The sequence below is a fragment of the Pseudoalteromonas sp. D15MCD-2 genome (assembly GCF_038562745.1).
In the GTDB taxonomy this organism is placed as follows: Bacteria; Pseudomonadota; Gammaproteobacteria; order Enterobacterales; family Alteromonadaceae; genus Pseudoalteromonas.
In genome coordinates, this window is the sequence record NZ_JBCFQE010000001.1 from 1202297 (window position 1) to 1225826 (window position 23530).

General features: G+C 40.9%; 20 protein-coding genes. 17 read left to right on the plus strand and 3 right to left on the minus strand.

The window, feature by feature from the left end; genetic code table 11:
* The first annotated feature begins 25 nt into the window (after window positions 1-25).
* The 13 genes from ileS (at window position 26) to AADY36_RS05375 (ending at window position 16503) form a co-directional block, all read left to right on the plus strand.
* On the plus strand, window positions 26-2851 hold the full coding sequence (gene ileS, locus AADY36_RS05315; protein WP_239963898.1) for an isoleucine--tRNA ligase: 2826 nt from the start codon (window positions 26-28) through the stop codon (window positions 2849-2851).
* A 9-nt stretch (window positions 2852-2860) separates the two neighbouring features.
* The gene (gene lspA / locus AADY36_RS05320; protein WP_054561910.1) at window positions 2861-3361 is read left to right on the plus strand and encodes a signal peptidase II; all 501 of its coding nucleotides are present in this window, start codon (window positions 2861-2863) and stop codon (window positions 3359-3361) included.
* Window positions 3358-3798 carry an FKBP-type peptidyl-prolyl cis-trans isomerase gene (fkpB, locus tag AADY36_RS05325; protein WP_239963899.1) on the plus strand — a complete coding sequence of 147 codons (441 nt, stop codon included), beginning with the start codon at window positions 3358-3360 and terminating at the stop codon, window positions 3796-3798. Before lspA ends, fkpB begins: the two co-directional genes overlap by 4 nt.
* Window positions 3798-4727: a 4-hydroxy-3-methylbut-2-enyl diphosphate reductase gene (gene ispH, locus AADY36_RS05330; RefSeq protein WP_062564284.1), complete on the plus strand. Its 930-nt coding sequence runs from the start codon at window positions 3798-3800 to the stop codon at window positions 4725-4727. The genes fkpB and ispH overlap by 1 nt, the downstream gene beginning before the upstream one ends.
* Before the next feature lie 38 nt (window positions 4728-4765).
* Window positions 4766-5791, plus strand: a complete 1026-nt coding sequence (locus AADY36_RS05335; RefSeq protein ID WP_239963900.1) for a sensor histidine kinase — start codon at window positions 4766-4768, stop codon at window positions 5789-5791.
* On the plus strand, window positions 5788-6498 hold the full coding sequence (locus AADY36_RS05340; RefSeq protein WP_275669182.1) for a LytR/AlgR family response regulator transcription factor: 711 nt from the start codon (window positions 5788-5790) through the stop codon (window positions 6496-6498). The genes AADY36_RS05335 and AADY36_RS05340 overlap by 4 nt, the downstream gene beginning before the upstream one ends.
* Window positions 6499-6681: 183 nt before the next feature.
* The gene (gene pilV, locus AADY36_RS05345; protein WP_239963901.1) at window positions 6682-7236 is read left to right on the plus strand and encodes a type IV pilus modification protein PilV; all 555 of its coding nucleotides are present in this window, start codon (window positions 6682-6684) and stop codon (window positions 7234-7236) included.
* Between the two features lies 1 nt (window position 7237).
* Complete coding sequence (locus AADY36_RS05350) at window positions 7238-8227, plus strand: PilW family protein (RefSeq protein WP_239963902.1); 990 nt, start codon at window positions 7238-7240, stop codon at window positions 8225-8227.
* Window positions 8215-8697 (plus strand): pilus assembly PilX family protein, encoded by a 483-nt coding sequence (locus tag AADY36_RS05355; protein ID WP_239963903.1) that lies wholly within the window; start codon window positions 8215-8217, stop codon window positions 8695-8697. Before AADY36_RS05350 ends, AADY36_RS05355 begins: the two co-directional genes overlap by 13 nt.
* Before the next feature lie 21 nt (window positions 8698-8718).
* The gene (locus AADY36_RS05360; protein ID WP_239963904.1) at window positions 8719-11739 is read left to right on the plus strand and encodes a PilC/PilY family type IV pilus protein; all 3021 of its coding nucleotides are present in this window, start codon (window positions 8719-8721) and stop codon (window positions 11737-11739) included.
* Window positions 11740-12192: 453 nt separating this feature from the next.
* Window positions 12193-12705, plus strand: coding sequence for a pilus assembly PilX family protein (locus AADY36_RS05365; protein WP_130166997.1), 513 nt, complete (start codon window positions 12193-12195; stop codon window positions 12703-12705).
* Window positions 12706-12717: 12 nt separating this feature from the next.
* Complete coding sequence (locus AADY36_RS05370; protein WP_239963330.1) at window positions 12718-15924, plus strand: PilC/PilY family type IV pilus protein; 3207 nt, start codon at window positions 12718-12720, stop codon at window positions 15922-15924.
* A gap of 153 nt (window positions 15925-16077) precedes the next feature.
* Window positions 16078-16503 carry a type IV pilin protein gene (locus tag AADY36_RS05375; RefSeq protein ID WP_239963329.1) on the plus strand — a complete coding sequence of 142 codons (426 nt, stop codon included), beginning with the start codon at window positions 16078-16080 and terminating at the stop codon, window positions 16501-16503.
* Between the two features lie 6 nt (window positions 16504-16509).
* Here the strand turns inward: AADY36_RS05375 and AADY36_RS05380 are convergent, their stop codons facing one another.
* Window positions 16510-16905 carry a GspH/FimT family protein gene (locus tag AADY36_RS05380; RefSeq protein WP_342408627.1) on the minus strand — a complete coding sequence of 132 codons (396 nt, stop codon included), beginning with the start codon at window positions 16903-16905 and terminating at the stop codon, window positions 16510-16512.
* 216 nt (window positions 16906-17121) lie between these two features.
* On the minus strand, window positions 17122-17670 hold the full coding sequence (locus AADY36_RS05385; protein WP_055197039.1) for a GspH/FimT family pseudopilin: 549 nt from the start codon (window positions 17668-17670) through the stop codon (window positions 17122-17124).
* A gap of 138 nt (window positions 17671-17808) precedes the next feature.
* On the opposite strand from AADY36_RS05385, the gene AADY36_RS05390 reads away from it, so the two are divergent.
* Window positions 17809-18147, plus strand: coding sequence for a P-II family nitrogen regulator (locus tag AADY36_RS05390; protein ID WP_054551748.1), 339 nt, complete (start codon window positions 17809-17811; stop codon window positions 18145-18147).
* Between the two features lie 68 nt (window positions 18148-18215).
* Here the strand turns inward: AADY36_RS05390 and AADY36_RS05395 are convergent, their stop codons facing one another.
* Window positions 18216-18974, minus strand: a complete 759-nt coding sequence (locus AADY36_RS05395; protein ID WP_054561898.1) for an outer membrane protein assembly factor BamD — start codon at window positions 18972-18974, stop codon at window positions 18216-18218.
* Window positions 18975-19103: 129 nt separating this feature from the next.
* On the opposite strand from AADY36_RS05395, the gene rluD reads away from it, so the two are divergent.
* From rluD to clpB, 3 genes are all read left to right on the plus strand, one after another.
* The gene (gene rluD, locus AADY36_RS05400) at window positions 19104-20081 is read left to right on the plus strand and encodes a 23S rRNA pseudouridine(1911/1915/1917) synthase RluD (protein WP_239963327.1); all 978 of its coding nucleotides are present in this window, start codon (window positions 19104-19106) and stop codon (window positions 20079-20081) included.
* Between the two features lie 5 nt (window positions 20082-20086).
* Window positions 20087-20809 (plus strand): peptidoglycan editing factor PgeF, encoded by a 723-nt coding sequence (gene pgeF, locus AADY36_RS05405; protein WP_239963326.1) that lies wholly within the window; start codon window positions 20087-20089, stop codon window positions 20807-20809.
* A 98-nt stretch (window positions 20810-20907) separates the two neighbouring features.
* A complete protein-coding gene (clpB, locus tag AADY36_RS05410) occupies window positions 20908-23484 on the plus strand; it encodes an ATP-dependent chaperone ClpB (RefSeq protein WP_054561895.1) in 2577 nt (858 codons plus the stop codon).
* The last annotated feature ends 46 nt before the right edge of the window (window positions 23485-23530 follow it).

The following is a 23530-nucleotide window of genomic DNA, read 5'->3' on the forward strand; positions in this document are numbered from 1 at the left end:
GTAGCCGATACGGAAAGTAGGATTAATGAGCGACTACAAACATACTTTGAATTTACCGGAAACAGCGTTTCCAATGCGCGGCAATTTGGCACAACGTGAACCAAAGATGCTTAAGACATGGTATGAAGACGATCTTTACGGTCAAATTCGCAGCGCTAAAAAAGGTAAAAAAACCTTCATTTTGCATGACGGTCCTCCGTATGCAAACGGTGATATCCATTTAGGCCACTCGGTAAACAAAATTCTTAAAGATATTATTGTTAAGTCAAAAACTTTGTCTGACTTCGACGCACCTTACGTGCCGGGTTGGGACTGTCACGGTTTACCAATTGAATTAATGGTTGAAAAGAAAGTAGGCAAGCCAGGCGTGAAAGTGTCTGCTGCTGAGTTCCGTGAAAAATGTCGCGCATACGCAAAAAAACAAGTCGAAGGTCAAAAAACAGACTTTAAACGTCTTGGTGTATTTGGTGACTGGGACAAGCCTTACTTAACAATGAACTTTGACTTTGAAGCGAATGCAATTCGTGTACTTGGTCGCATCATTAAAAATGGTCACTTACACAAAGGTGCTAAGCCTGTTCACTGGTGTACAGATTGTGGTTCAGCACTTGCTGAAGCGGAAGTTGAATACCAAGATAAACAGTCTCCAGCAATCGATGTGCGTTTTCAGTTTGCTGATCAAGATGCTGTAATCAATGCGTTTGAACTTGCTGAAGGCCATGAAGGTACAGGTGCAGTTAGTACAGTGATCTGGACGACAACACCTTGGACATTACCAGCTAACCGTGCAGTAGCGGTTCACGAAAAGCTTGAATATGCTCTTGTTCAAATTGATGATGAAGGTGCACAGCAACGTCTAATTTTAGGTTCTGAGCTAGTTAAAGATGCTATGGACCGTTATGGCTTCAAACATTACCACGTACTCGGTTATGTAAAAGGTGCTGCACTTGAGAACTTACAAGTTGCTCACCCATTCTATGACTTCACAGTGCCTGTGATTGTTGCTGATCACGTAACGACTGATTCTGGTACTGGTGTTGTTCATACTGCACCTGGTCATGGTCAAGAGGATTTCGCGGCAGGTCTTGCTTATGGTTTAGAAGTAGCTAATCCGGTTGGGGCTAACGGTGTTTACTTACCTGACACACCAATGTTTGCAGGTCAGCACGTATTTAAAGCGAATGCGAGCGTTATTGACGTATTAACTGAAAACAATGCGTTATTGCATCATCATGCACTTACGCACAGCTACCCACATTGCTGGCGTCATAAAACTCCTATTATCTTCCGTGCTACGCCACAGTGGTTCGTAAGTATGGACCAAGCTAACCTTCGTCAAGATTCATTAAGCGAAATCAAAAAGACTGAGTGGTTACCTGAGTGGGGCGAGAGCCGCATTGCAAACATGGTTGAAGGCCGTCCTGATTGGTGTATTTCACGTCAACGTACATGGGGTGTGCCAATTGCATTATTCGTTGATAAAGACACTGGTGTGCTTCATCCGAATACTGAAGAGCTAATTGAAGAAGCTGCGAAATTGGTTGAAAAATCAGGTATTCAAGCTTGGTATGACTTAGATCCAGCAACCTTACTTGGCGATGACGCTGAGCAATACATGAAAGTACAAGATACGCTAGATGTATGGTTTGACTCAGGTGTGACTCACGCATGTGTGGTTGATGCACGTGAAGATTTAACCGGTCCTGCTGATCTTTACTTAGAAGGTTCTGATCAACACCGTGGTTGGTTTATGTCGTCAATGATGACATCGGTTGCTATTAATGGTCATGCGCCATATAAGCAAGTGCTAACACATGGTTTCACGGTTGATGAAAATGGCCGCAAGATGTCTAAATCATTAGGCAACGTAATTTCGCCACAAAACGTGATGAACAAACTAGGTGCTGACATCTTACGTTTATGGGTTGCATCAACTGATTTTACAGCTGAAATGACTGTATCTGATGAAATCTTTAAGCGTTCAGCAGACCGTTATCGTCGTATTCGTAACACGAGCCGTTACTTACTTGCGAACTTAAATGGTTTTGATCCAAAAACTGATCAAGTTGCTATTGAAGACATGGTTGAGCTTGACCGTTGGATTGTGGGCCGTGCAGCTGAACTTCAAGATGAAATCTTAGCGGCTTACGACAAGTATCAAATGCTACTTGTAACGCAAAAGCTAATGAACTTCTGTACTGGTGAGCTTGGTTCGTTCTACCTAGACGTAATCAAAGATCGTCAATACACAGCGAAAAGCGACAGCCATGCGCGTCGTTCATGTCAAACTGCGCTTTACCATATTGCTGAAGCAATGACGCGTTGGATGGCACCGATCTTAAGCTTCACCGCGCAAGAAATCTGGGAAGCATTACCAGGTGAGCGTGACAAATTTGTATTCACTTCAGTGTGGTACGATGGCTTGCAAGCCTCTTCACAAGGTAAATTCAGCAACGAGGATTGGTTAACAATCCTTAACGTGCGTGATGAAGTAAACCGTGTACTAGAAGCAGCTCGTAAAGAAGAAGTTATTGGTGCAACTCTACAAGCAAACGTAAACATTTATGCAGGTGAAGAGCTAAGCGCGAAATTAGCTGCATTAGGTGATGAACTACGCTTTGTACTATTAACGTCAGGCGTAACCGTTGAAACTGTGACAGCACAGCCAGAAGATACGCAAGCTACAGAAATTGATGGCTTATACATTAAAGTTGCTGCAACAACCGCTGAAAAATGTGAGCGTTGTTGGCATTACTGTGATGATGTAGGTGCTGATCCTGCTCACCCTGAGATCTGTGGCCGTTGTGTAAGCAATGTTGATGGCGATGGTGAACAGCGTCAGTTCGCATAGGAGTTGTTTGTGAGCAAACTAGCCGGAAAAAGTGGCTTGGTTTGGTTATGGCTTAGTCTACTACTTTTGGTAGTAGACTATGCGACAAAATCACTTGTCGTTAGTACCATGGCCTACGAAGAGTCGATTGATATTCTGCCGTTTTTTAATTTCACTTATGTACATAATTATGGTGCAGCCTTCAGCTTTTTAAGTGATTCAGGTGGCTGGCAGCGTTGGTTCTTTAGTTTGATTGCAGTGTCGATCAGTGTGCTTTTAGTGTGGTGGCTGAAACGCTTACCAGCGTCTAATAAAGTATTATGTTCTGCTTATGCGTTAGTATTAGCCGGTGCGATTGGCAACTTATACGACCGCATAGCTTATGGCTATGTCATTGACTTCCTGCATGTATATTACGAAAACTGGCACTTTCCTGTTTTTAATATTGCCGATTGTGCAATTTGTATCGGTGCCGCATTACTTTTATTTGATGCCTTCACAGGCGAAAGTCCTAAGGAGCAACAAGCATGAGCCAAGCTGTAATTGGTGAAAACTCTGAAGTGATCTTTCATTTCTCAATTAAGTTAGAAGATGGCTCAGCAGCCGATTCAACTAAGGTACATAATAAACCTGCAAAATTGCGAATGGGTGATGGTAGCCTGACAGAAAACTTTGAAAAGTGTTTACTCGGTTTAGCGGCTGGTGACAGTAAGTCATTTGCATTAGAGCCAGAAGATGCATTTGGTCAGCCAAACCCAGATAACATTTATTATGTTGACCGCAGTAAGTTTGGTGCAGACACTCCAGCTGAAGTAGGTAATATTATTGCCTTTACTCAGCCTGATGGCACTGAGCTTCCGGGTCTTGTTCGTGAAGTCCAAGGTGACTCAGTCACGATTGACTTCAATCACCCTCTTGCAGGGCAGCGATTAACCTTTGAAGTTGATATTTTAGAGGTAACAGGCTAATGGACATTTTATTAGCAAATCCACGTGGCTTTTGCGCAGGTGTAGACCGTGCAATTAGCATTGTGGAGCGTGCACTGGATATCTTTGAAAAGCCAATTTATGTGCGCCATGAAGTCGTTCACAACCGATATGTTGTTGATGGCTTAAAAAATCGCGGTGCTGTGTTTGTTGAAGAGCTAGATCAGGTTCCTGACGACAGCATTGTTATCTTCAGTGCGCATGGTGTATCGCAGGCAGTTCGTAGTGAAGCAAAACGCCGCGACCTTAAAGTGTTCGATGCCACTTGCCCACTGGTAACAAAAGTACATATGGAAGTAACACGCGCAAGTCGTAAAGGCACTGAGTGCGTGTTAATTGGTCACCATGGTCATCCTGAAGTAGAAGGCACAATGGGGCAGTACGACAACGAAGCGGGTGGTATTTACTTAGTAGAAACCCCTGAAGATGTTGCTGGCCTAACGGTTAAAAACCCTGAAAACCTGTTTTACTGTAGCCAAACGACGTTATCTGTAGATGATACGGCAGATGTGATAGATGCACTTCGTACTAAGTTTCCGGCAATTGATGGCCCGCGTAAAGATGACATTTGTTATGCTACGCAAAACCGTCAAGATGCAGTCCGTGACTTGGCAGATAAAGTGGATGTGCTGCTTGTAGTAGGGGCTAAAAATAGCTCTAACTCAAATCGTTTACGTGAACTTGCTGACAAAATGGGCACCACTGCTTATTTAATTGATGATGCGAGTAATGTTGAAGCGGATTGGTTCAACAGTGTCAATGCAGTGGGTGTGACTGCAGGTGCATCTGCACCAGAAGTTTTAGTTCAACAAGTAATTGCTCGTCTAAAAGAATTGGGTGGCAATCAAGTTGTTGAAAATCCTGGTGAAGAAGAGAACATAGTATTTGCCGTTCCTGTTGAGCTACGCTAATCTAAGCAAATAGCAGTCAACAGTTAAAAGAGGAGCCCATGAGCAAACAGCCTAATTCTAACGGCTTGCTGATTGCGGCTCTTTTTCAATCTCGCGGTGTCCTTGCCACACTGATCGTCAGCCAAGTCATCGCTATTTTGCTCGCCTTCTCCCCCATGAGCTTAGGTGATGTTTGGTTACGCCTTGCTATATTTAGTTGCTTTTTACATCTAATCTTTCTTTCAAGCTTGTCGTTACTGTATGTGTGCCGAGCCTTACTTACAAAGCTGTCACATTCAAAGCAGCTATTCATTCTGATATTCACGTTACTGGCATTAACGTATGTTTTTAGCTGGCTGTTTTTGTCAGTGTTTTCAGATGTGTTCCCTATGGAGTCGAGGGCTAGCTTTATTGTCAGCAATTTACTGATCATATTTTTGGTCACAGCGTTATTCAGCCAATTCCTGCTTATTCATAATCAAAAAGAGCAACAAACGAAAGCGTTAGCGCAGGCTGAACTTGATGCATTACAAGCAAGAATACGCCCTCACTTTTTGTTTAATAGTTTAAACACTGCTGCTGAGCTTACCCATTATGATGCTGAGGCGGCTGAACAAGCAATTTTGGCGCTGGCGGCGCTGTCGCAGGCCGCAATGCGCAGCGGTAAAGCCATAAAGCTTGCTGATGAAATCACTTTGTGCCAGCAGTATGTAGCCCTTGAGCGTTGGCGCTATGGCGAACGCCTAGCATTAAGCTGGCAATTACCTGACGAGTTGCCAGACATTGATATTCCGTGTTTAACAATACAGCCGATTATTGAAAATGCGGTATTTTATGGCGTCGAGCCAGCAGAACAAGGCAATATTTCTGTCGAGATGCATCAATCGGATAAAGCTTATACCTTCCTTATAACTAACCCAGTAGCATCACAAGTGAGCCATTCGCGGACAGGTAATGGTATGGCACTGGATAATATTCGCCAACGTTTGGCGCTTTTCTATCAACAAAAAGCGCAACTTACGACGACTATCCGTGAGGGAATTTTTAGAGTGAAGTTGGTTATACCAAAGCAGAGGGGCGCATGATAAAAGTATTGATTGCTGATGATGAGCCTTTAGCAAGGGCACGTATCAAACGTTTATTATCTACTAATGAAGATTGCACTATTGTTGGTGAAGCCAATAATGGTGAGCAAGCAATAGCGCTTTGTAAGCAGCTCCAGCCCGATTTAGTGATGCTTGATATTAATATGCCTAAGCAGTCTGGCCTTGAGGTGGCTGCAGAGCTAAAACAGTTTTCGATCCCGCCTGCAGTCATGTTTTTAACAGCGCATTCAGAACATGCATTAACCGCATTTGAGCTCGCTGTTGATGGCTATTTAGTTAAACCTGTGTCTGAGCAGGCATTAGCTAAAGCAATGGCACAACTGAGTAAACTAAATCGTACTCAAATAAGCCCCCCTGAAAATAATTACATTAGTTATCAACTTGCAGGTGTAATACGACGAGTCAATTTAGATGATGTGGTTTGCTGTATCGCAGAGCAAAAATATACCCGAGTAGTGTTTTTTGAAGGTGAGGCACTTGTTGAGCAAAGTTTAAAGCAACTAGAGCAAACCTATCCGCTGCAGCTACTTAGAATTCACCGAAATACACTTGTGAATAAGCAACATATTGTTAGCCTTAATAGCCCATCTTCAGGTGGGCATACAGTTACAATGAAGCAGTTTGAGGAGCCTTTGGCAGTTAGTCGCCGAGAGCTTAAAAATGTTAAAGCTGTAATGGGTAAATAATAAAAATTCTCAATACAGCAGCTTATCTCCTAAAGTCCCAGCTTCTTTATTATTCGCGACTTGGTTCTGAAGAAAGTTAAAGTGCCGTTTATCGCGCATTATGACCGCTTGTCCATATACAGATTGTTATTTATCTGTGTCGTAATATTCTTATGGTATGTAAAAGTATCATTGAACTTCACCATGATTAAACATTCTGAGCAGAACGGCTTTACGCTTATTGAAGTACTTATTGCCTTTGTTATTTTAAGCTTTGGTTTATTAGGCGCTGTGGCCCTGCAAGCAAAAGCGAAGCAGGCAAGCTTTGATTCTATGCAGCGTGCAGCTGCTGTAGCACTTGGTAATGACATTATCCAGCGTATGCGAGCGAACGACTCACCTGGCTTTGCAGCGTTATATAATGGCACTTTCGATAGTGATACAGCTCTAAATACGAGTTTGAGTTGCTATAACTCAGCATGTAGTGCTCAGCAATTGGCAGAATTAGATAAACAACAGTGGGTGCGTGCAATTCAGGCTCGTGAAAACACCGGCGCTTTAGACGATGCAACTGTGTGCATTAGTAGTACTCCCGTTGCTGCAGGCAATGCCAGCGAATTCAATATTGAGGTTGTGATCAGTTGGCAAGGCCGTCAAGAACTTAGTGCTAATAAAGATACAGCTGCAATTGATTGTGGTTCTAAAGGCGATAAGCGACGTTTGATTGTTCTACAAAGCTATATTTATTTAAGGTCTTGATATGAAAAAGCATAATGGATTTACTCTCGTCGAGATGATGGTTGCTTTATTCATCGGAGGTGTGGTGCTCGGCGGGGTGATGTTTACCTATATAAGCATGAAATCAACAACTCGTGACACGATGACAATTGGTGAGCTACAAGAAACTGGTAGACTGGCTATGAATATCATGCAACGTGATATTGAACAGATTGGTTTTTGGGGCACGTTTTATGAAGACTCATTTTCGGATGCAAATACAAACAGTTTAGGAAATCCCGGTAATGATTGTTCAGAAGGCCTTAATAATGGCAGCTTTCCAGATACAGCTGCAACCAGTAACTTTCGTTCTGTTTATGCAGTGCAAACAACCACTAGCACGGCACTTGGCTGTATTACTAATGTTGAGAAAAATACAGATGTACTGCAAATTAAGTTTTTAGAAGGCTTACAAATTCAACCTGCTGATACTAGTGATAACTATTACTATTTTATTGCTGAGCAAGAGCTTGCTGAGTTTCAGCGCGGCCCAATCGCGGCAGCAGCTGTAAATGGTAATGCTACGATTTGGCGTTATCGACATCATGTTTATTACATAACAAAGCAAACCTACACCATTAATGACCAAAGAGTGTCTGTTCCTTTACTTAGACGTAAACGCTTAACTCCTTCTGGGGGCATGACAACTGAAACGGTTATGGAAGGGGTAGAAAATATGCACTTTGTGTTTGGTCTTGATACTACAAATAACAGTCGTGTTGATACATATAAAAGTATCAGCCAGATGACCAACACTGATTGGGAAAATCGCCGTGGTATTTTGACAGTGCAAGTATTCTTACTTGTGAGATCGCTTTTACCAGATTCAAACCTTAAGTTAAAAAATCAAACTTATACATTGGGTGAAGACGCAAATAGCCGCGTTCTTACATTTGACGATAACTACCGACGCGCACTATTTACGACCACTATCCGCTTGAACAATGTTGGGGCAAACTTATGGCGCATTTAACTTTGATGCATAAGCAACAAGGTGTTGTATTAATCGTTGCTTTGATCATGGTTATTGCGATAACCGGTATTGCTGTGACTTTGATGAGTAGCAGTAGTGTAGATATTAAAATCACAAATGCCGCTCAAGAGAGAGAAGCGGCAGAGAATGAATTAATTGGTGATGTACAAAATCTCATTGCTAATGAAGCAAAAAAATTAGGTAACAGCCGATTTTTCTTTAGTCGAGGGCAAGTTCCTGAAACAGGCCTCGATCTAGGTAATACAAATGACACATCTAATACCATGTTTAACAAAAATGAAGGCCCTATGGCTTTAAGGTGCCCAAGACGTTTTGATGATACTGCAGGCTTAAGATGCAATATGGTTGAGATTAATTCAGTGATTGAATATGGCTCTAAAAGTAAGCATAACCTCACTATTACAACAGGGATTGCTCAAGAAATGCTGAGCTTAAATAGTGGAAATTAATGGAGTAAGGCGAGTATGAGAATGAAGTTAAACAGCCTATTTTTTATTTTTGCATGTGTATTTTGCCAAAATCTTTATGCTGAAGATATAGACCTATATGTAAATTATGAAGTAGCGGAAGATGAAAAATTACGGGTCTTACTTGTTTTTGATACATCGAATAGCATGGCATTCTCTATAGAGACGGGCAAAGTCTGTAGAAGTAAGGGGAAGCTTATACTATGTCCAGAAGGAAGTCGTTTAGAGGTCGCACAGGAGGCGATGATTAAATTAATTAACGACAATAGTGATATTGAGTTTGGTTTAATGCGGCTCATTAAAGGAACTGGTGGGTATATTATTCACGGAATTGGAACAAATCATAATAAGATAAAAAATACTATCCGAAACTGGGATGTAACTGATCTTGAAGGGGGAACACCACTTGTAGAAACTATTACAGAAGCATGGCGATATCTAACGGGCGACGAAATATCCTATGCTAATTTAGTAGATCCCGTTGAACGAGATACTTCTATAGAACAAAGTGGTAAGTATATTTCTCCATTCAAGCAGTACTCAGGTGATCCAATTCGTTGTGATAATAGCGTTAATATCATATTGATGACAGACGGTGAGCCTTATTGGGATGTTGATCAAGATGATTATATTAAACGCCTGTACAAAAGTATTTATGGTACTGAACCTCAAGCAGTTGGTAAGAGTCATTTACCATCAATGGCAACAATTCTTCATGGTAAAAAGAATGAAAATAGGGATATATACCCTGCAACAAGTGTTGTAGATGGCGCAAATGTTTACACGATAGGTTTTGGTAAAGGCTTAGTTAAAAACGCAGGAGATATTTTACAGGCGACTGCTGATAATGGTGGTGGTGATTATATTTTCGCAGAGTCTCCAGAAGAGTTAAGTGAGGCATTTGATTATGTTGTCGACAATATAAGAAAGGTTAACTCAACATTTTCTTCGCCAGCGGTAGCATCAAATAATTCAGATAAATTATCGCACCGTGATGCAGTTTATTATCCTATGTTTTTACCTTCAAACGATGCTCGATGGCGAGGGAACCTTAAAAAGCTAAAAGTATCCAGTGGTGTCGTAGTTGATGCTAACCTTGACTCTGCCCTTGATAATGATGGGGCGATTTTATCAACAGCAAAAACATATTGGCAATCTAATAGCAACCTCATTGCTGATGGTGGTTCCGTTGAAAAAGGAGGCGTAAACGCTTATTTAGCTGAACAATCGAGTATTCCAAATAAAGGCCGGAAAGTGATCACCAACTTATCGGGCGGTCGAATGCTCAATTTTACGGTTTATAGAGTTATTTTCCATTATGTAAATCGATTTAAGGCTGCCGTTGATTTTGAAGCAGACCCAGATGAAGTCTTTGATCTTATTAATTGGTCTCGTGGACTTGATGTTGATGATGAAGATCAGGACGGTTCAACAGACGATTCTCGCCATGATATTTTTGGTGATGTACTGCACTCTAAGCCTGTTACGATAGATTATGGCTACAATGATGTTCGTATTCTTATTGGCACTAATGCGGGCTATTTACATATGTTTAGGGACAGAAACGATGTTTTAAGCGAGAGCTGGGCATTTATGCCTGCGGAACTGTACTCAATTATTAAGCCATTACGCGATAAAAAGATACACACAAAAGTATATGGAGTGGATGGCCCAATAACCGTTTATTTTGATGATAAAAACGAAGACGGCATCGTTAATAATGATGACAGGGTATGGGCATTTTTCGGATTACGTCGAGGTGGTAGTAGCTATTACGGTTTAGATATAACTAACCCTAATTCACCTTCTCTGATGTGGGGTGGTCCGTTAAAAAGTGGTGATGGAAAATTTTTAGAACTAGCACAAACATGGTCTAAACCTCAAATTACATTTATCAATCTTAAAGGCTATGAAGATAGACCGCTATTGGTTTTTGGTGCTGGCTACGACACGAATAAAGATAATTCAATCTCAACAGATTCTAAAGGGCGAGGCTTATACATTGTTGATGCAGAAACTGGAAAACAAGTTTGGGCGTTAACAAACTCAGAAGGTGGCTTTAAAGGGCAGCACAGTATAGCGTCAGACATACATTTACTTGATTCTGATTACGATGGTTACACTGACAGATTGTATGCAAGTGATACTGGTGGTGGGATCTGGCGAGTTGACTTAGCAACAAACAACAAAAAAAATTGGACGCACTTTCAACTTGCAAAATTAGGCAATAATAACCGCCGCTTTTTTTATGAGCCATATGTTTCAAGAACTTTGTTCAGTAAAGTAACAGAAACAACACTTGATGGTGAAACAACTTACTCAAGAATTGATACCCCATTTGATGCAGTACTTATAGGAAGTGGTGATCGTACAGATCCATTGAATTTAAAAGTCGGTGATAAGCTCTATATGATTCGAGATATAAACACAGTAACTCGAAGCTTTGAAGAGAAAGAAATACCAGATTTAATTTGGCAATCAGATTTAATGAATGTAAATAGTGACCCATTTGCCAAAGTTACCGACAGTTTGAAAGACTTTGTTGAACTAGAAGCTGATTTAGCTGAAAAAGATGGTTGGTTTTATAATTTAGGGTGGGGTGAAAAGGCAACTTCGAAGGCTACCGTGTTAGGAGGCGTTGCTTATTTTACTACATATAAACCAGATACTAATTCTTCATCGGATTCACAGTGCTCAATTGCAGAAGGGCAAGGTTATCTTTATGCATTTCATCTTCACTATGGGACCAAAGTGTATAATTGGTTAAGAACCCCAACAGCGGCAGAACTACCAGATACACCAACTATGTATGTTGAAAATGGTGATGTGTATATCTTTCCATTACCAAATAAAGACCCAAATTGTACTGAAAACTGTGAGAAAATTGAGGCTAAAGTAGTTAATGGGCCAACTCCTAGCGTTGATGAAAATGGCAATGTTCAGCTTTATGATGAGGAACCACTTAAATTAGAAGTTCATCAAAGTTATATTTATAAGCAAGAAAGAAATGATAATAGCTTGTGATTAAACTGTTTTTTGCTTAATTTTTATATTTAATTTCTTATTTATTTAAATCGTATTTTCAACCTGGGAATTTGTCTGGGTTGGAAATTTTTTATAATCGCTATTTCATTGCTGGTTATCTAGTATTTATAATCTCCTGCCGTAACTTTGTCCTGAAAAGTTTACATTTAACCTGTTGTAATTTGGTTGATTTTTTCTTTTGATTCTAGGCGCTTTGTAACATTTTAAATTAATTGAAATTTTCTTTTTTACCTTTCTTATTTTTCTTTTATTAAATCTTTAAATATTTTAATAAATAACTGGAATGATGTTGTGTATTTATTATAATACTAATTAGTTAGCCTTAATTGGTTGCGTGTTTTAAATTTAAAAATACTTTTTACCTGATTTTGTTTTGCTGACTTAGATATTACTAGGCGAGATGTAGATGAAATATCAACACGAAGGTTTGCTATGAAAAACTTTTCAATTAATCGAAATAGAAAAAACAGTGTTCCTAATATACGAAAACAGCAAGGTATTGTGCTTATTATTGCTTTGATTATGGTCGTTGCTGTGACAGGTATAGCTGTGACTTTAATGAATAGCAGCAGTGTAGATATAAAAATTACAAACTCAGCTCAAGAGCGTGAGACTGCAGAAAATAGCTTAATTGGTACAGTGCAAAAAGTTATCGCTAATGAAGCGGCAGCAGGTGGTAATAGTGCTTTTTTAATGAAGGCATCTGAGATACCTGAGGGTGGTTTTGGTATGGATGATATGGATGGCGCATCTAATACTATGACAAATCTAAATAATGGTGCGCTAGATTTACCATGCCCACGTAAATTTAACTTTACCGCCGGTGTGTCATGTAACATGGTCCAAGTAGATACCACTATTACTTATGGCACTAAGAGTAAACATACCTTAACGATCAGCACAGGTGTTGCCCAAGAAATGGCTAGCCTCAATACCGGTGGTTAGTGGAGAAAAGTGATGAATTTAGAAAAAATAACTCAACGTATACTGCTAACTTCTTTAGCAGTGTTTAGTTTTTTGGGTCACGCTGAAGATATTGAATTATATGTCAATCACAATGCCAATCTAGATGAAAAACCTCGGGTTCTTATTGTTTTTGATACCTCAGGGAGTATGGCTTTTTCGACTAGTTCCGGTAACAGTTGTGGCTACTCAGGTGGTTATATTTTATGTAGTGATAGTCGTTTAGGCGTTGCGCAAGATGCTATCACTAAACTGGTTGATGGTAACGATGATATTGATTTTGGTTTAATGCGTTTTAACAGTACCAATGGTGGCTATGTGCTTGCTGGCATTGGTTCAGATATATCAGCCTTAAAGACTACAATTGCGGGTCTTCCAGCTGATGGCGGGACACCATTGACCGAAACGCTTTGGGAAGCCTATCTTTACATTACTGGGCAAAGCCTTTTCTACGGCGAAAAAGTTAATGCCGCACTACGTGATACCACAATAGAAAGAGGAACGCCTTATACGACATCAGTTAAGGTGTGCTCAGGTAAGGGGTGGAGAAGAGTTTGTTGGTACGAGCCACGCATTGAATATACCTATTCATACATTTCACCGTTTGATAATACTGAAGAAGTAAAACGCTGTGATAACTCAGTTAACATTATCTATATGACAGACGGTGACCCATCAGCTGGCTCTGATAATGAACAAGACTCTAATATTAGTGCTTTACACAAGTCGTATTTTGGTAGTTATTTAAGTGATAGCGATAAAATTGCCGGGGTGTATTTACACAAGCTCGCAAAAGTTATTCACGGTACTGATGATGTAGAGGTTGACTTAAGGCCAACGACGACAGATATTCACGAAACAGGTCGAGTCTATACCATAGGTTTTGGTTCTGGTATGAGTGATAATGGTAAGCGCTTACTATCAGAAACAGCAGCTGAAGGTGGCGGTAAGTACCTGCATGCCAACACTGCAGAGCAACTTTCTGAAGCCCTTAAAAATACCATAACTCAAATTCGAGAAGTGAACGATACGTTCACGGCGCCATCTATAGCAAGTAACAACGTTGACCAAACTCGTAGTCGCGAATCGATTTATTATGCGATGTTTTACCCTAAAACAGGGGCTCGTTGGCGCGGAAATCTGAAAAAGCTAAAAGTATCTGGCGATCAAATTATCGATAGAGATGGTAAATCTGCTTTAAATGAAGATGGTTTAATCGATAAAGACGCTAAAACCTTTTGGCTGCCTAGCGGTGAGAGCGCTGATGGTAATTCAGTTGAGTTAGGTGGTGTAAACCTGTATTTATCTAATTCTTCGAGCGTGCCAAATGAAGGGCGTAAAGTACTAACAAATGTAAACGGCCGCATGCTTAACTTTACCCGTTATCGGGTTGTATTCCATTATGGAACTATAGACAAGGCTGCCGTTGATTTTGAAGCTGATCCGGATGAAGTTGAAGACCTTATTAACTGGTCAAGAGGCCTAGATATTGATGATGAAGACAAAGATGGATCGACAACGGATTCGCGTAAAGATATCTTTGGTGACCCACTGCATTCAAAACCTGTAACAATTGACTATGGTAATGATGATATCCGAGTTTTAATAGGCACTAATGCCGGTTACTTGCACATGTTCCAAGATAAAAATGATGTGCTAAGTGAAAGCTGGGCGTTTATCCCCAGAAGCTTGTATAAAATAATAAAGCCACTTCGTGATAACCAAGCAGATACCAAGGTTTATGGTGTTGACGGGCCAATCTCAGTATTCTTTGATGATAAAAATAGTGATGGCGTAGTAAATGGCTCAGACCGAGTTTGGGCATTCTTTGGCTTAAGACGCGGTGGAAATTACTACTACGGACTCGATATAACTAACCCAGACTCGCCAAGTCTACTGTGGGATCAACCAATTGTAGGTGGCACAGGCGACTTTAAAGAATTAGGGCAAACTTGGTCTAAACCTTCTGTTACTTATGTGAATCTAGATGGTTACAAAGACAGACCTGTGCTTATTTTTGGCGCGGGTTATGATACAAACAAAGACAATGTTATTCGTACAGACGACACTCATGGACGTGGTATTTTTATTGTTGACGCGCAAACGGGCAAAAAAGTGTGGGCATTAACGCCGAGTGAGAATAGCTTTTTAGGTAAGCATAGTATTGCATCAGATATTAGTATCTTAGATTCTGACTATGATGGTTATATTGATAGGCTATATGCAACGGATACGGGCGGTGATGTGTGGCGTGTTGATATGCCTTCTGACAGCCCAACAGATTCAGAAAACCCATGGACACATTTTAAATTAGCAAGCTTAGGTAGCACACTTTCAACCCAAGATCGTCGCTTTTTCTATAAGCCTTTGATTGCAAGAACTATGTTCAGCAAAGTATCAGAAACATCTGTTAATGGTGAAACAGTAACTACACGAATTGATACGCCATTTGATGCTGTGCTAATAGGTAGTGGTAACCGCTCTAAACCAACGAGCACTGTTACCAACGATCAACTGTTCATGATCCGTGATATCAATACGGTAACTCAACCATTCCTTGGTAATGATGTACCCGCAGCAATTACACAAGCAGACTTGATGAATATGGATTCTGATCCATTTGGAAATTCACTGGACGACGTGGATAAATTTACTGACTTAGAAATTGAGTTAGGTGAGTATCACGGTTGGTATTACAATTTATCTTCTGCTGGTGAAAAATCCCTTGCAGCAAGTACAGTTATCGGTGGTGTAGCTTATTTCACCACTTATACACCAGCTTCAGCGACAGAAACAGCGAACCAGTGTTCACTAACTGGTGGTTCAGGAAGTTTATACGCTTTCCACTTACATTACGGTACAAAGGTGTATGACAGTTTGAAATTTACTACCTCGAATGATGTTCCTGATACTCCTCAACTTTATTTTGGTGTAGGTGACAGCTGTGTTGATGGTAATAGCGATGGTTACTGTGATGACAACACTGATGAAAAGGTTAAAGAGCAAAGTCAGTTTTTAACCATTGGTCCAGGTATCAAAGGTGAGCAAAATCCACTGAAAGTACAGGAGATCCAAGGTCCAGGTTTAGTTATCGAAGATGGTAAAATTAAACTTGTTAGTGATGCAGTGCCTATTGGCTTTGGCTTTAAAACGCAACAAACTTTCATTTATAAGCAAGAGCGAAACGATAATAGCCAATAATGCACTAAGTGACTGCTCTGCCTTACATGTTAAGGCAGAGCATGTGGTCGCTATTTGAATACTCGCCTTAATTGCATAATTATTGTTAGCCATCTAAGATAAGAACAAATAGAGGTAATTCCTCTAAAAAACAATTATATAGGTTTTTAAAATATGAACTTTATAAGAACAAAGAGTCATAATGGTTTTACGCTAATCGAGCTGATGATTACTGTAGCTATCTTAGGGATCATCGCTAGCATTGCTATTCCTAGTTATTTTGAGCACGTAAAACGTACCGCTCGAACTGAGGCAATTACTTCGTTATTAGATGCAGCTAATAAACAAGAGCAATACTTTGTTGATAATCGAGAATATACAAGCACAATTGCTGATTTAGGTGTTTCTAGTACTACAGAAAATAACTTCTATACCATTACTGTAGAAGTAGACAATAGTGCGGGTACATTTGCATTTAAAGCAACACCTAAATCAGGCCCACCATTACAAGATACCGAATGTAAAACATTGTCTATTTCAGATACGGGTTTAAAAACGTCAACGGGGTCTGCTGATTCAAGCACCTGTTGGGGTAAATAAGCTTTATCAATTATCAGTTTGGCATTTATCAGTATCAATTAATCTAACTCGGCCTATCGGGCTGACCCTAATTGCAAGCCCTTTGAGGCTTGCTTTTATGTATTCTGGGCAGTAGATAAATGTCCCGTTACCTAGCCCCATCGGCATACCTGCTGGGCTAAATGTGACTGAATGACGTGGATAAGTCAGCATATCAAACTTACTTATTGCTTCGATTTCCATTAGTTTAGTATCACCACTTTCAAATACACCTAGTTCGCCTTTGTCTACAAAAACGGTTAACGATTTGTGCCATATAGCTTTGTTGCATCTGTTGTGTTTTAAGGCGCAGAAGGTGACATAGGCATCATTTGTTTGCGCTTTTAGGCGAGTAAACTGCAGCGCTCTTTTCACCGTTTGCATGTTGCTTTCTAAACGGTTTGTAGCCAGAAGTGGCTTATATTCAAATAAGGCGATATGCAGCAGGAGTGATATAATTGATAGCACTACGAGGCTTTCAATTAACGTCGCTCCGTTGAGGCTGCGCAGAGTTGTAAATGCCTTCATCCTTGAAGATTCCAAATTTGCGGCTGTTTATTTAACTATAATTCGAGAAGGTGGGCTGTCAATTTCTGAAGCTTAATTACAGCCATCTGTCGTACTGCCAATATATAAAGCAGTCCCTGAGGCAAATACCTCAAGTTGTTTGTTATTATCGTCATCAGCTTTTGAAGGGCAGTAAGTGAATTTTCCAGTATTTGACGTGAGCATCCCGCTGGTATCAAATGTGATAAAGTTATCACCAGTGAAATTTAACTGACTGTTCTCTGGAACTTCTTCCATGACTCTTAAAATGATATCGCCAACTCTTGGGTTGTAAACACCATTTTGGTTTGAATCGAAAAAGACGAATACAGTACCTTGGCTCCAATCGTTTAAGCATGGAACTCGTCTGTTACTTTCAACTCTTGAAGTGTTGCCACTACAAACAACAATAATTGCATCACTACTTGTTGCTTTTGCTCGTGCAAAGCTGAGTGTACGTTTTAATTCTAATAAGTAGCTCTCAGCTCGGTCATTTTCAAGCATATCTGAGCTATCCCATAGTGCTATCAGTGCAACGATACCCACAATAGCAAGCGTGACCATCAGCTCTAATAATGTAAAACCCCGTTGTAATGATTTCATTGTTGTCTCTATTTTGAATCACTTTGTTTAATAATATCATGATTGCTGATTTAATCACCGTAATTCATAGCTTTGTTTGCCATCAGCAATGGGATTGTCTAAAATCGAGGCAATCGAGAAATAATAAGTAACCCGAAAATGAAAAAAATCGAAGCAATTATTAAACCATTTAAGCTTGATGATGTACGCGAAGCATTATCAGATGTGGGCATCACAGGTATGACGGTAAGTGAAGTAAAAGGCTTTGGCCGTCAAAAAGGACATACCGAGCTTTATCGCGGTGCTGAGTACATGGTGGACTTTTTACCTAAGGTAAAACTAGATATCGTATTAAGCGACGAAGATGTTGACCGTGCTATCGATGTTATCGTTAAAACATCGCAAACTGGTAAAATTGGTGACGGTAAAATCTTTGTCACTGACGTTGAGCGTGTAGTACGTATTCGTACCGCTGAAGAAGATGAAGATGCGATTTAATACAAATTTAAATTAACCGCAAACATTAAAAAAGGCGCCTAAGGCGCCTTTTTTGCTTTTAGTCTATTTTAACGCTTGTTAGCTTCTCGCGTCGCTTTAGCGTGTTCGCTCAACTCAGGTAAACCCAGCTTGTTGTAGCTTTTTTCCATGATCTCTAGTGCTTGATCAAGGTAGCTGCTTTGTGAGTAGTGCTCAACCACATATTTACCACGGTTTGCTGCAGCAAGGTATGCCTCACGCTCATAGTAGTATTCAGCAACTTTTAACTCGTAGCGTGCCATTTTATTCAGTAGCCATACTAAACGTTTTTTCGCTTCTGGTGCGTAGGCACTGTTAGGAAAACGCTTTAAAAGTGTTGATAAATCAGTAAATGCGACACGAGTACGATTTGCGTCTCTGTCGGCACGGTCTACACCAAAATATTCTTGGAATGCGTTTTCATCCGCTTTGATGTTTACCAAGCCACGCATGTAATACATGTAGTCTAAATCTTTGTGGTTTGGGTTTAAACGAATGAAACGGTCGATAGTTGCTAGTGCTTGCTCAGTATTACCTGCTTGATAATGCGCAAATACTAAGTCCATTTGTACTTGTTTTGATAAAGGACCAAAAGGATAGCGAGAATCAATAGCACTTAATAGCTCAATTGCACGAGCATACAAGCCAGAATCTAATGTTTGTTTTGCATCTTCATATAAAGCTTGCGCAGATTTATTAGGAACGCGTTGGATATCTTCTTGGTCTGGTGCTGATGAACAGGCACCTAAGCCAAGTACAGATACTGAAAAAACTATGGCGAACGCACGTTTCCCTATTTTATTTATCATTTTATTTCTTACCTTCGATGTCTTCGGCTAGGCCAAGTGAGGAAAACCGAGTAAACTATACGTATTATATTAAAGCGATTCTAACCCAGTCGAGCACAGCTTGCACTGGTAAATTGGGTAAAGTTACTAATGTCAGAGCAAATTTCTCTCCAAGCCGAGGTTCCAATTGACCTTGGCGGTAAACGTCTAGACCAAGTATTAGCGCAATTGTTCCCTGATTATTCTCGTTCACGCATAAAAACGTGGATTTTGGATGATAAAATCACAGTAAACGGCGAAATATTAAACACACCGCGCGAAAAACTACTCGGTGGCGAAACGGTGAGTGTTGAAACAACCATCGAAGCCCCTCGTGAATACGAGGCACAAAATATCAAATTAAACATCGTTTATGAAGACGATGATATTTTGGTGATCAATAAACCTATGGGATTAGTAGTACATCCAGGGGCGGGTAACCCAGATGGCACGGTATTAAATGCTTTGCTACATCATTATCCTGACATCATTAATGTGCCTCGTGCAGGTATTGTGCATCGTCTAGATAAAGACACCACCGGTTTAATGGTGGTGGCGAAAACAATTCCGGCACAAACTCATTTAGTTTCTGCTTTACAAAAGCGTGAAAACTTCACCCGTGAATACGAAGCAATCTGTAATGGCACAATGACAGCAGGTGGCATGGTTGAAAAACCAATTGGTCGCCATGCAACAAAACGTACTCACATGGCCGTGCATGAAATGGGCAAACCAGCTGTGACGCATTATCGTGTTGCAGAAAAATTCCGTGCACATACACGCTTACGTTTACGCCTAGAAACAGGCCGTACTCACCAAATCCGTGTACACATGGCTTATTTAAATCATCCATTAGTTGGCGATCAACTGTATGGTGGTCGTCCGCGCCCGCCAAAAGGTGCTACACCTGAGCTGTTTCAAATGCTACGCGACTTTAAACGCCAAGCATTACATGCTGTTAAGCTATCAATTGCACACCCAATTACAGGTGAGCTAATGACTTGGCAAGCGCCAATTCCAGATGATATGGCAGCTATGACAGAAGCATTACGCGCTGATACTAAAGCAAACCCAAATATCGAGTTCTAAGCGTTATGTTCAAACCAGCATGGACTGCACCAAACTCTGTTAGCGCGCTGAGTACCACCCGACAGGGTGGTGTTTCGGTTGCACCCTTTGATAGTTTTAATGTGGGTTTACATGTTGGTGATGATGAGCAAGCCGTGCTTGCAAATCGTGCCTTACTTGCAAATCAGCTGCCTAATCCTGCTGTGTGGTTAAACCAAACACATAGCAGCGATGTAGTCGTGATTGATGAAGAGTCTGATTTAAGCGAACTACGCTCTGCTGATGCGCTCTACACCCGTTTAGTAAAGCAGCCGCTTGCTATAATGACAGCAGACTGTTTGCCGGTACTACTTTGTTCGAGTTCTGGGGATGAAGTCGCTGCTGTACATGGTGGCTGGCGTGGTTTAGCGCAAGGTATATTGGCAAACACGGTTTCGCATTTTCAAGCGCCAGCAAGCGATATTATTGCTTGGTTAGGCCCAGCTATTGGTCCTTTACAATTTGAAGTCGGGCAAGAAGTAAGAGAGTGTTTTTGCTCACAAAACCCAGAGCATCAACAAGCTTTTACAGCCAAACATGAAAAATACATGGCTGATATCTATTTATTAGCACGTCAGCAATTAGCACAATTAGGTGTGGTCAAAATGTATGGTGGTGAGCACTGTACTGTTACTGAAAAATCACAGTTTTTCTCTTATCGCCGTGACGGACAAACAGGCCGTATGGCGAGCTTGATCTGGCGCAATTAATACGCCTTTTTTGCGATTAAATTTTCTTCTTTTACTTGAACAAATCACTAAGCATACCCATTAATTAAGCAATTAGATTTTTTAATAGGTAAACCCTTATGCGTTTAGATAGATTTACAAGTAAATTTCAATCTGCGCTTTCAGATGCGCAGTCATTAGCACTTGGGCGCGATCATCAATTTATTGAGCCTGTGCATTTAATGTATTCATTGCTTCAGCAAAATGGTTCAAGTGTGCGTGCGTTACTTGCACAAGCAGGTGTGAGTGCTGATGAGTTAAACACCAAGTTATCCCAAGAAATCGAGAAACTGTTTAAAGTTGAAGGTATTGGTGGCGATGTTCAGCTGTCAAATAACCTGATTTCATTAATTAACTTATGCGATAAATATGCTCAAAAACGAAAAGATAAATTCATTTCGAGTGAGTTGTTTGTTCTTGCCGCGTGTGATGATAAAGGTCCATTAGGTGACATTTTTAAAGCGCTGAATATTACTTCTAGCAAGATCGAATCTGCAATTGAAGCCATTCGTGGTGGCCAAAAAGTAGAAGACCCAAATGCTGAAGAAACTCGTCAGGCATTAAAAAAATTCACCATCGATTTAACTGAGCGAGCAGAGCAAGGTAAGCTTGATCCTGTTATTGGTCGTGATGACGAAATTCGTCGTACTATCCAAGTTTTACAGCGCCGAACTAAAAATAATCCGGTGTTAATTGGTGAGCCAGGTGTAGGTAAAACAGCGATCGCTGAGGGCCTTGCACAACGTATTATCAATGGTGAAGTACCTGAAGGCCTAAAAAACAAGCGAGTGTTATCGCTCGACTTAGGTGCTTTGGTTGCTGGCGCTAAATACCGTGGTGAGTTTGAAGAACGTTTAAAATCAGTATTGAATGAACTTGCCAAAGAAGAAGGCCAAGTCATCCTCTTTATTGATGAAATTCATACTATGGTAGGCGCAGGTAAAACAGACGGTGCAATGGATGCGGGTAATATGTTAAAGCCTGCACTTGCCCGTGGTGAGTTACATTGCGTGGGTGCTACAACTCTTGATGAGTATCGTCAATACATTGAAAAAGATGCGGCACTTGAGCGTCGTTTCCAAAAGGTATTTGTTGATGAACCATCGGTTGAAGACACCATTGCGATTTTACGTGGTTTAAAAGAGCGTTATGAGCTGCATCACTCAGTTGATATTACCGATCCGGCCATTGTTGCCGCGGCGCAGTTGTCGCACCGTTACATCAGCGATCGCCAATTACCAGATAAGGCAATAGATTTAATTGACGAAGCGGGTTCTTCAATTCGTTTGCAAATTGACTCAAAACCAGAGTCTTTAGACAAACTTGAGCGTCGTATTATTCAGTTAAAACTGGAAGACAATGCGTTGGCGAAAGAAAAAGACGAAGCAAGTCAAAAGCGCCGCACCGAAATGCAAGAGCTGATCACTGAACTTGAAGCGCAATACCGCGAACTAGATGAAGTGTGGAATGCTGAGAAGGCCTCACTGCAAGGCACGCAAGTTATCAAAGCAGAGCTTGAGCAGGCACGCCTTGATTTAGACGTGGCGCGTCGTGCCAGCGATTTACAGCGTATGTCTGAACTTCAATATGGTCGTATTCCTGAACTTGAGCGCAAACTCGACCTTGCTTCACAAGCTGAAATGCAAGAAATGAGCTTGCTTAAAAACCAAGTAGGTGAAGACGAAATCGCTGAGATTTTATCGCGTTGGACAGGTATTCCGGTATCGAAAATGCTGCAAGGCGAACGTGAAAAGCTACTGCAAATGGAAGATCAATTACACCACAAAGTGATTGGTCAAGATGAAGCTGTTGTAGCTGTTGCAAATGCAATTCGTCGTTCTCGCGCAGGGCTTGCTGATCCAAATCGCCCAATCGGCTCATTCTTATTCTTAGGCCCAACAGGGGTGGGTAAAACTGAGCTGACCAAAGCACTCGCCAGCTTCATGTTTGACACTGAAGATGCCATGGTGCGCATTGATATGTCGGAGTTTATGGAGAAACATTCGGTGGCACGTTTAGTCGGTGCACCTCCGGGTTATGTTGGCTATGAAGAGGGTGGCTATTTAACTGAAGCGGTACGCCGTCGTCCGTATTCCGTCATTTTATTGGATGAAGTCGAAAAAGCGCACCCTGATGTATTTAACATCTTACTGCAAGTTCTTGATGATGGGCGCTTAACGGATGGTCAGGGCCGTACCGTTGATTTTAAAAATACGGTGATCATCATGACCTCTAACTTGGGTTCAGATATTATCCAAGAGCAAGCAGGTTCAAATGATTATGCCGGGTTAAAAGAAAAAGTGATGGGCGTATTAGTTAGTCAGTTCCGCCCTGAGTTTATTAACCGAATCGACGAAACCGTGGTATTCCATCCACTTGCTAATGAGCACATTAAGGAAATTGCAGATATTCAGTTAAGTAAGCTACGTGAGCGATTAACTGAAAAAGGCTACATTCTTGAAGTTACGGATGCAGCTTTAGACCGCATCGCTGAAAGTGGTTTTGATCCTGTGTATGGGGCAAGGCCTTTAAAACGTGCTATTCAACATACCATTGAAAACCCATTAGCACAGCGCCTGCTCGGAGGGGATTACCAACCAGGTGCCATCATCCATATTGATGCTGATGAGAATGGACTTGTTTTCTCGAGTCGTTAATTAGCCCTAAAAACAAAAGCCGCATCAATTATGATGCGGCTTTTTT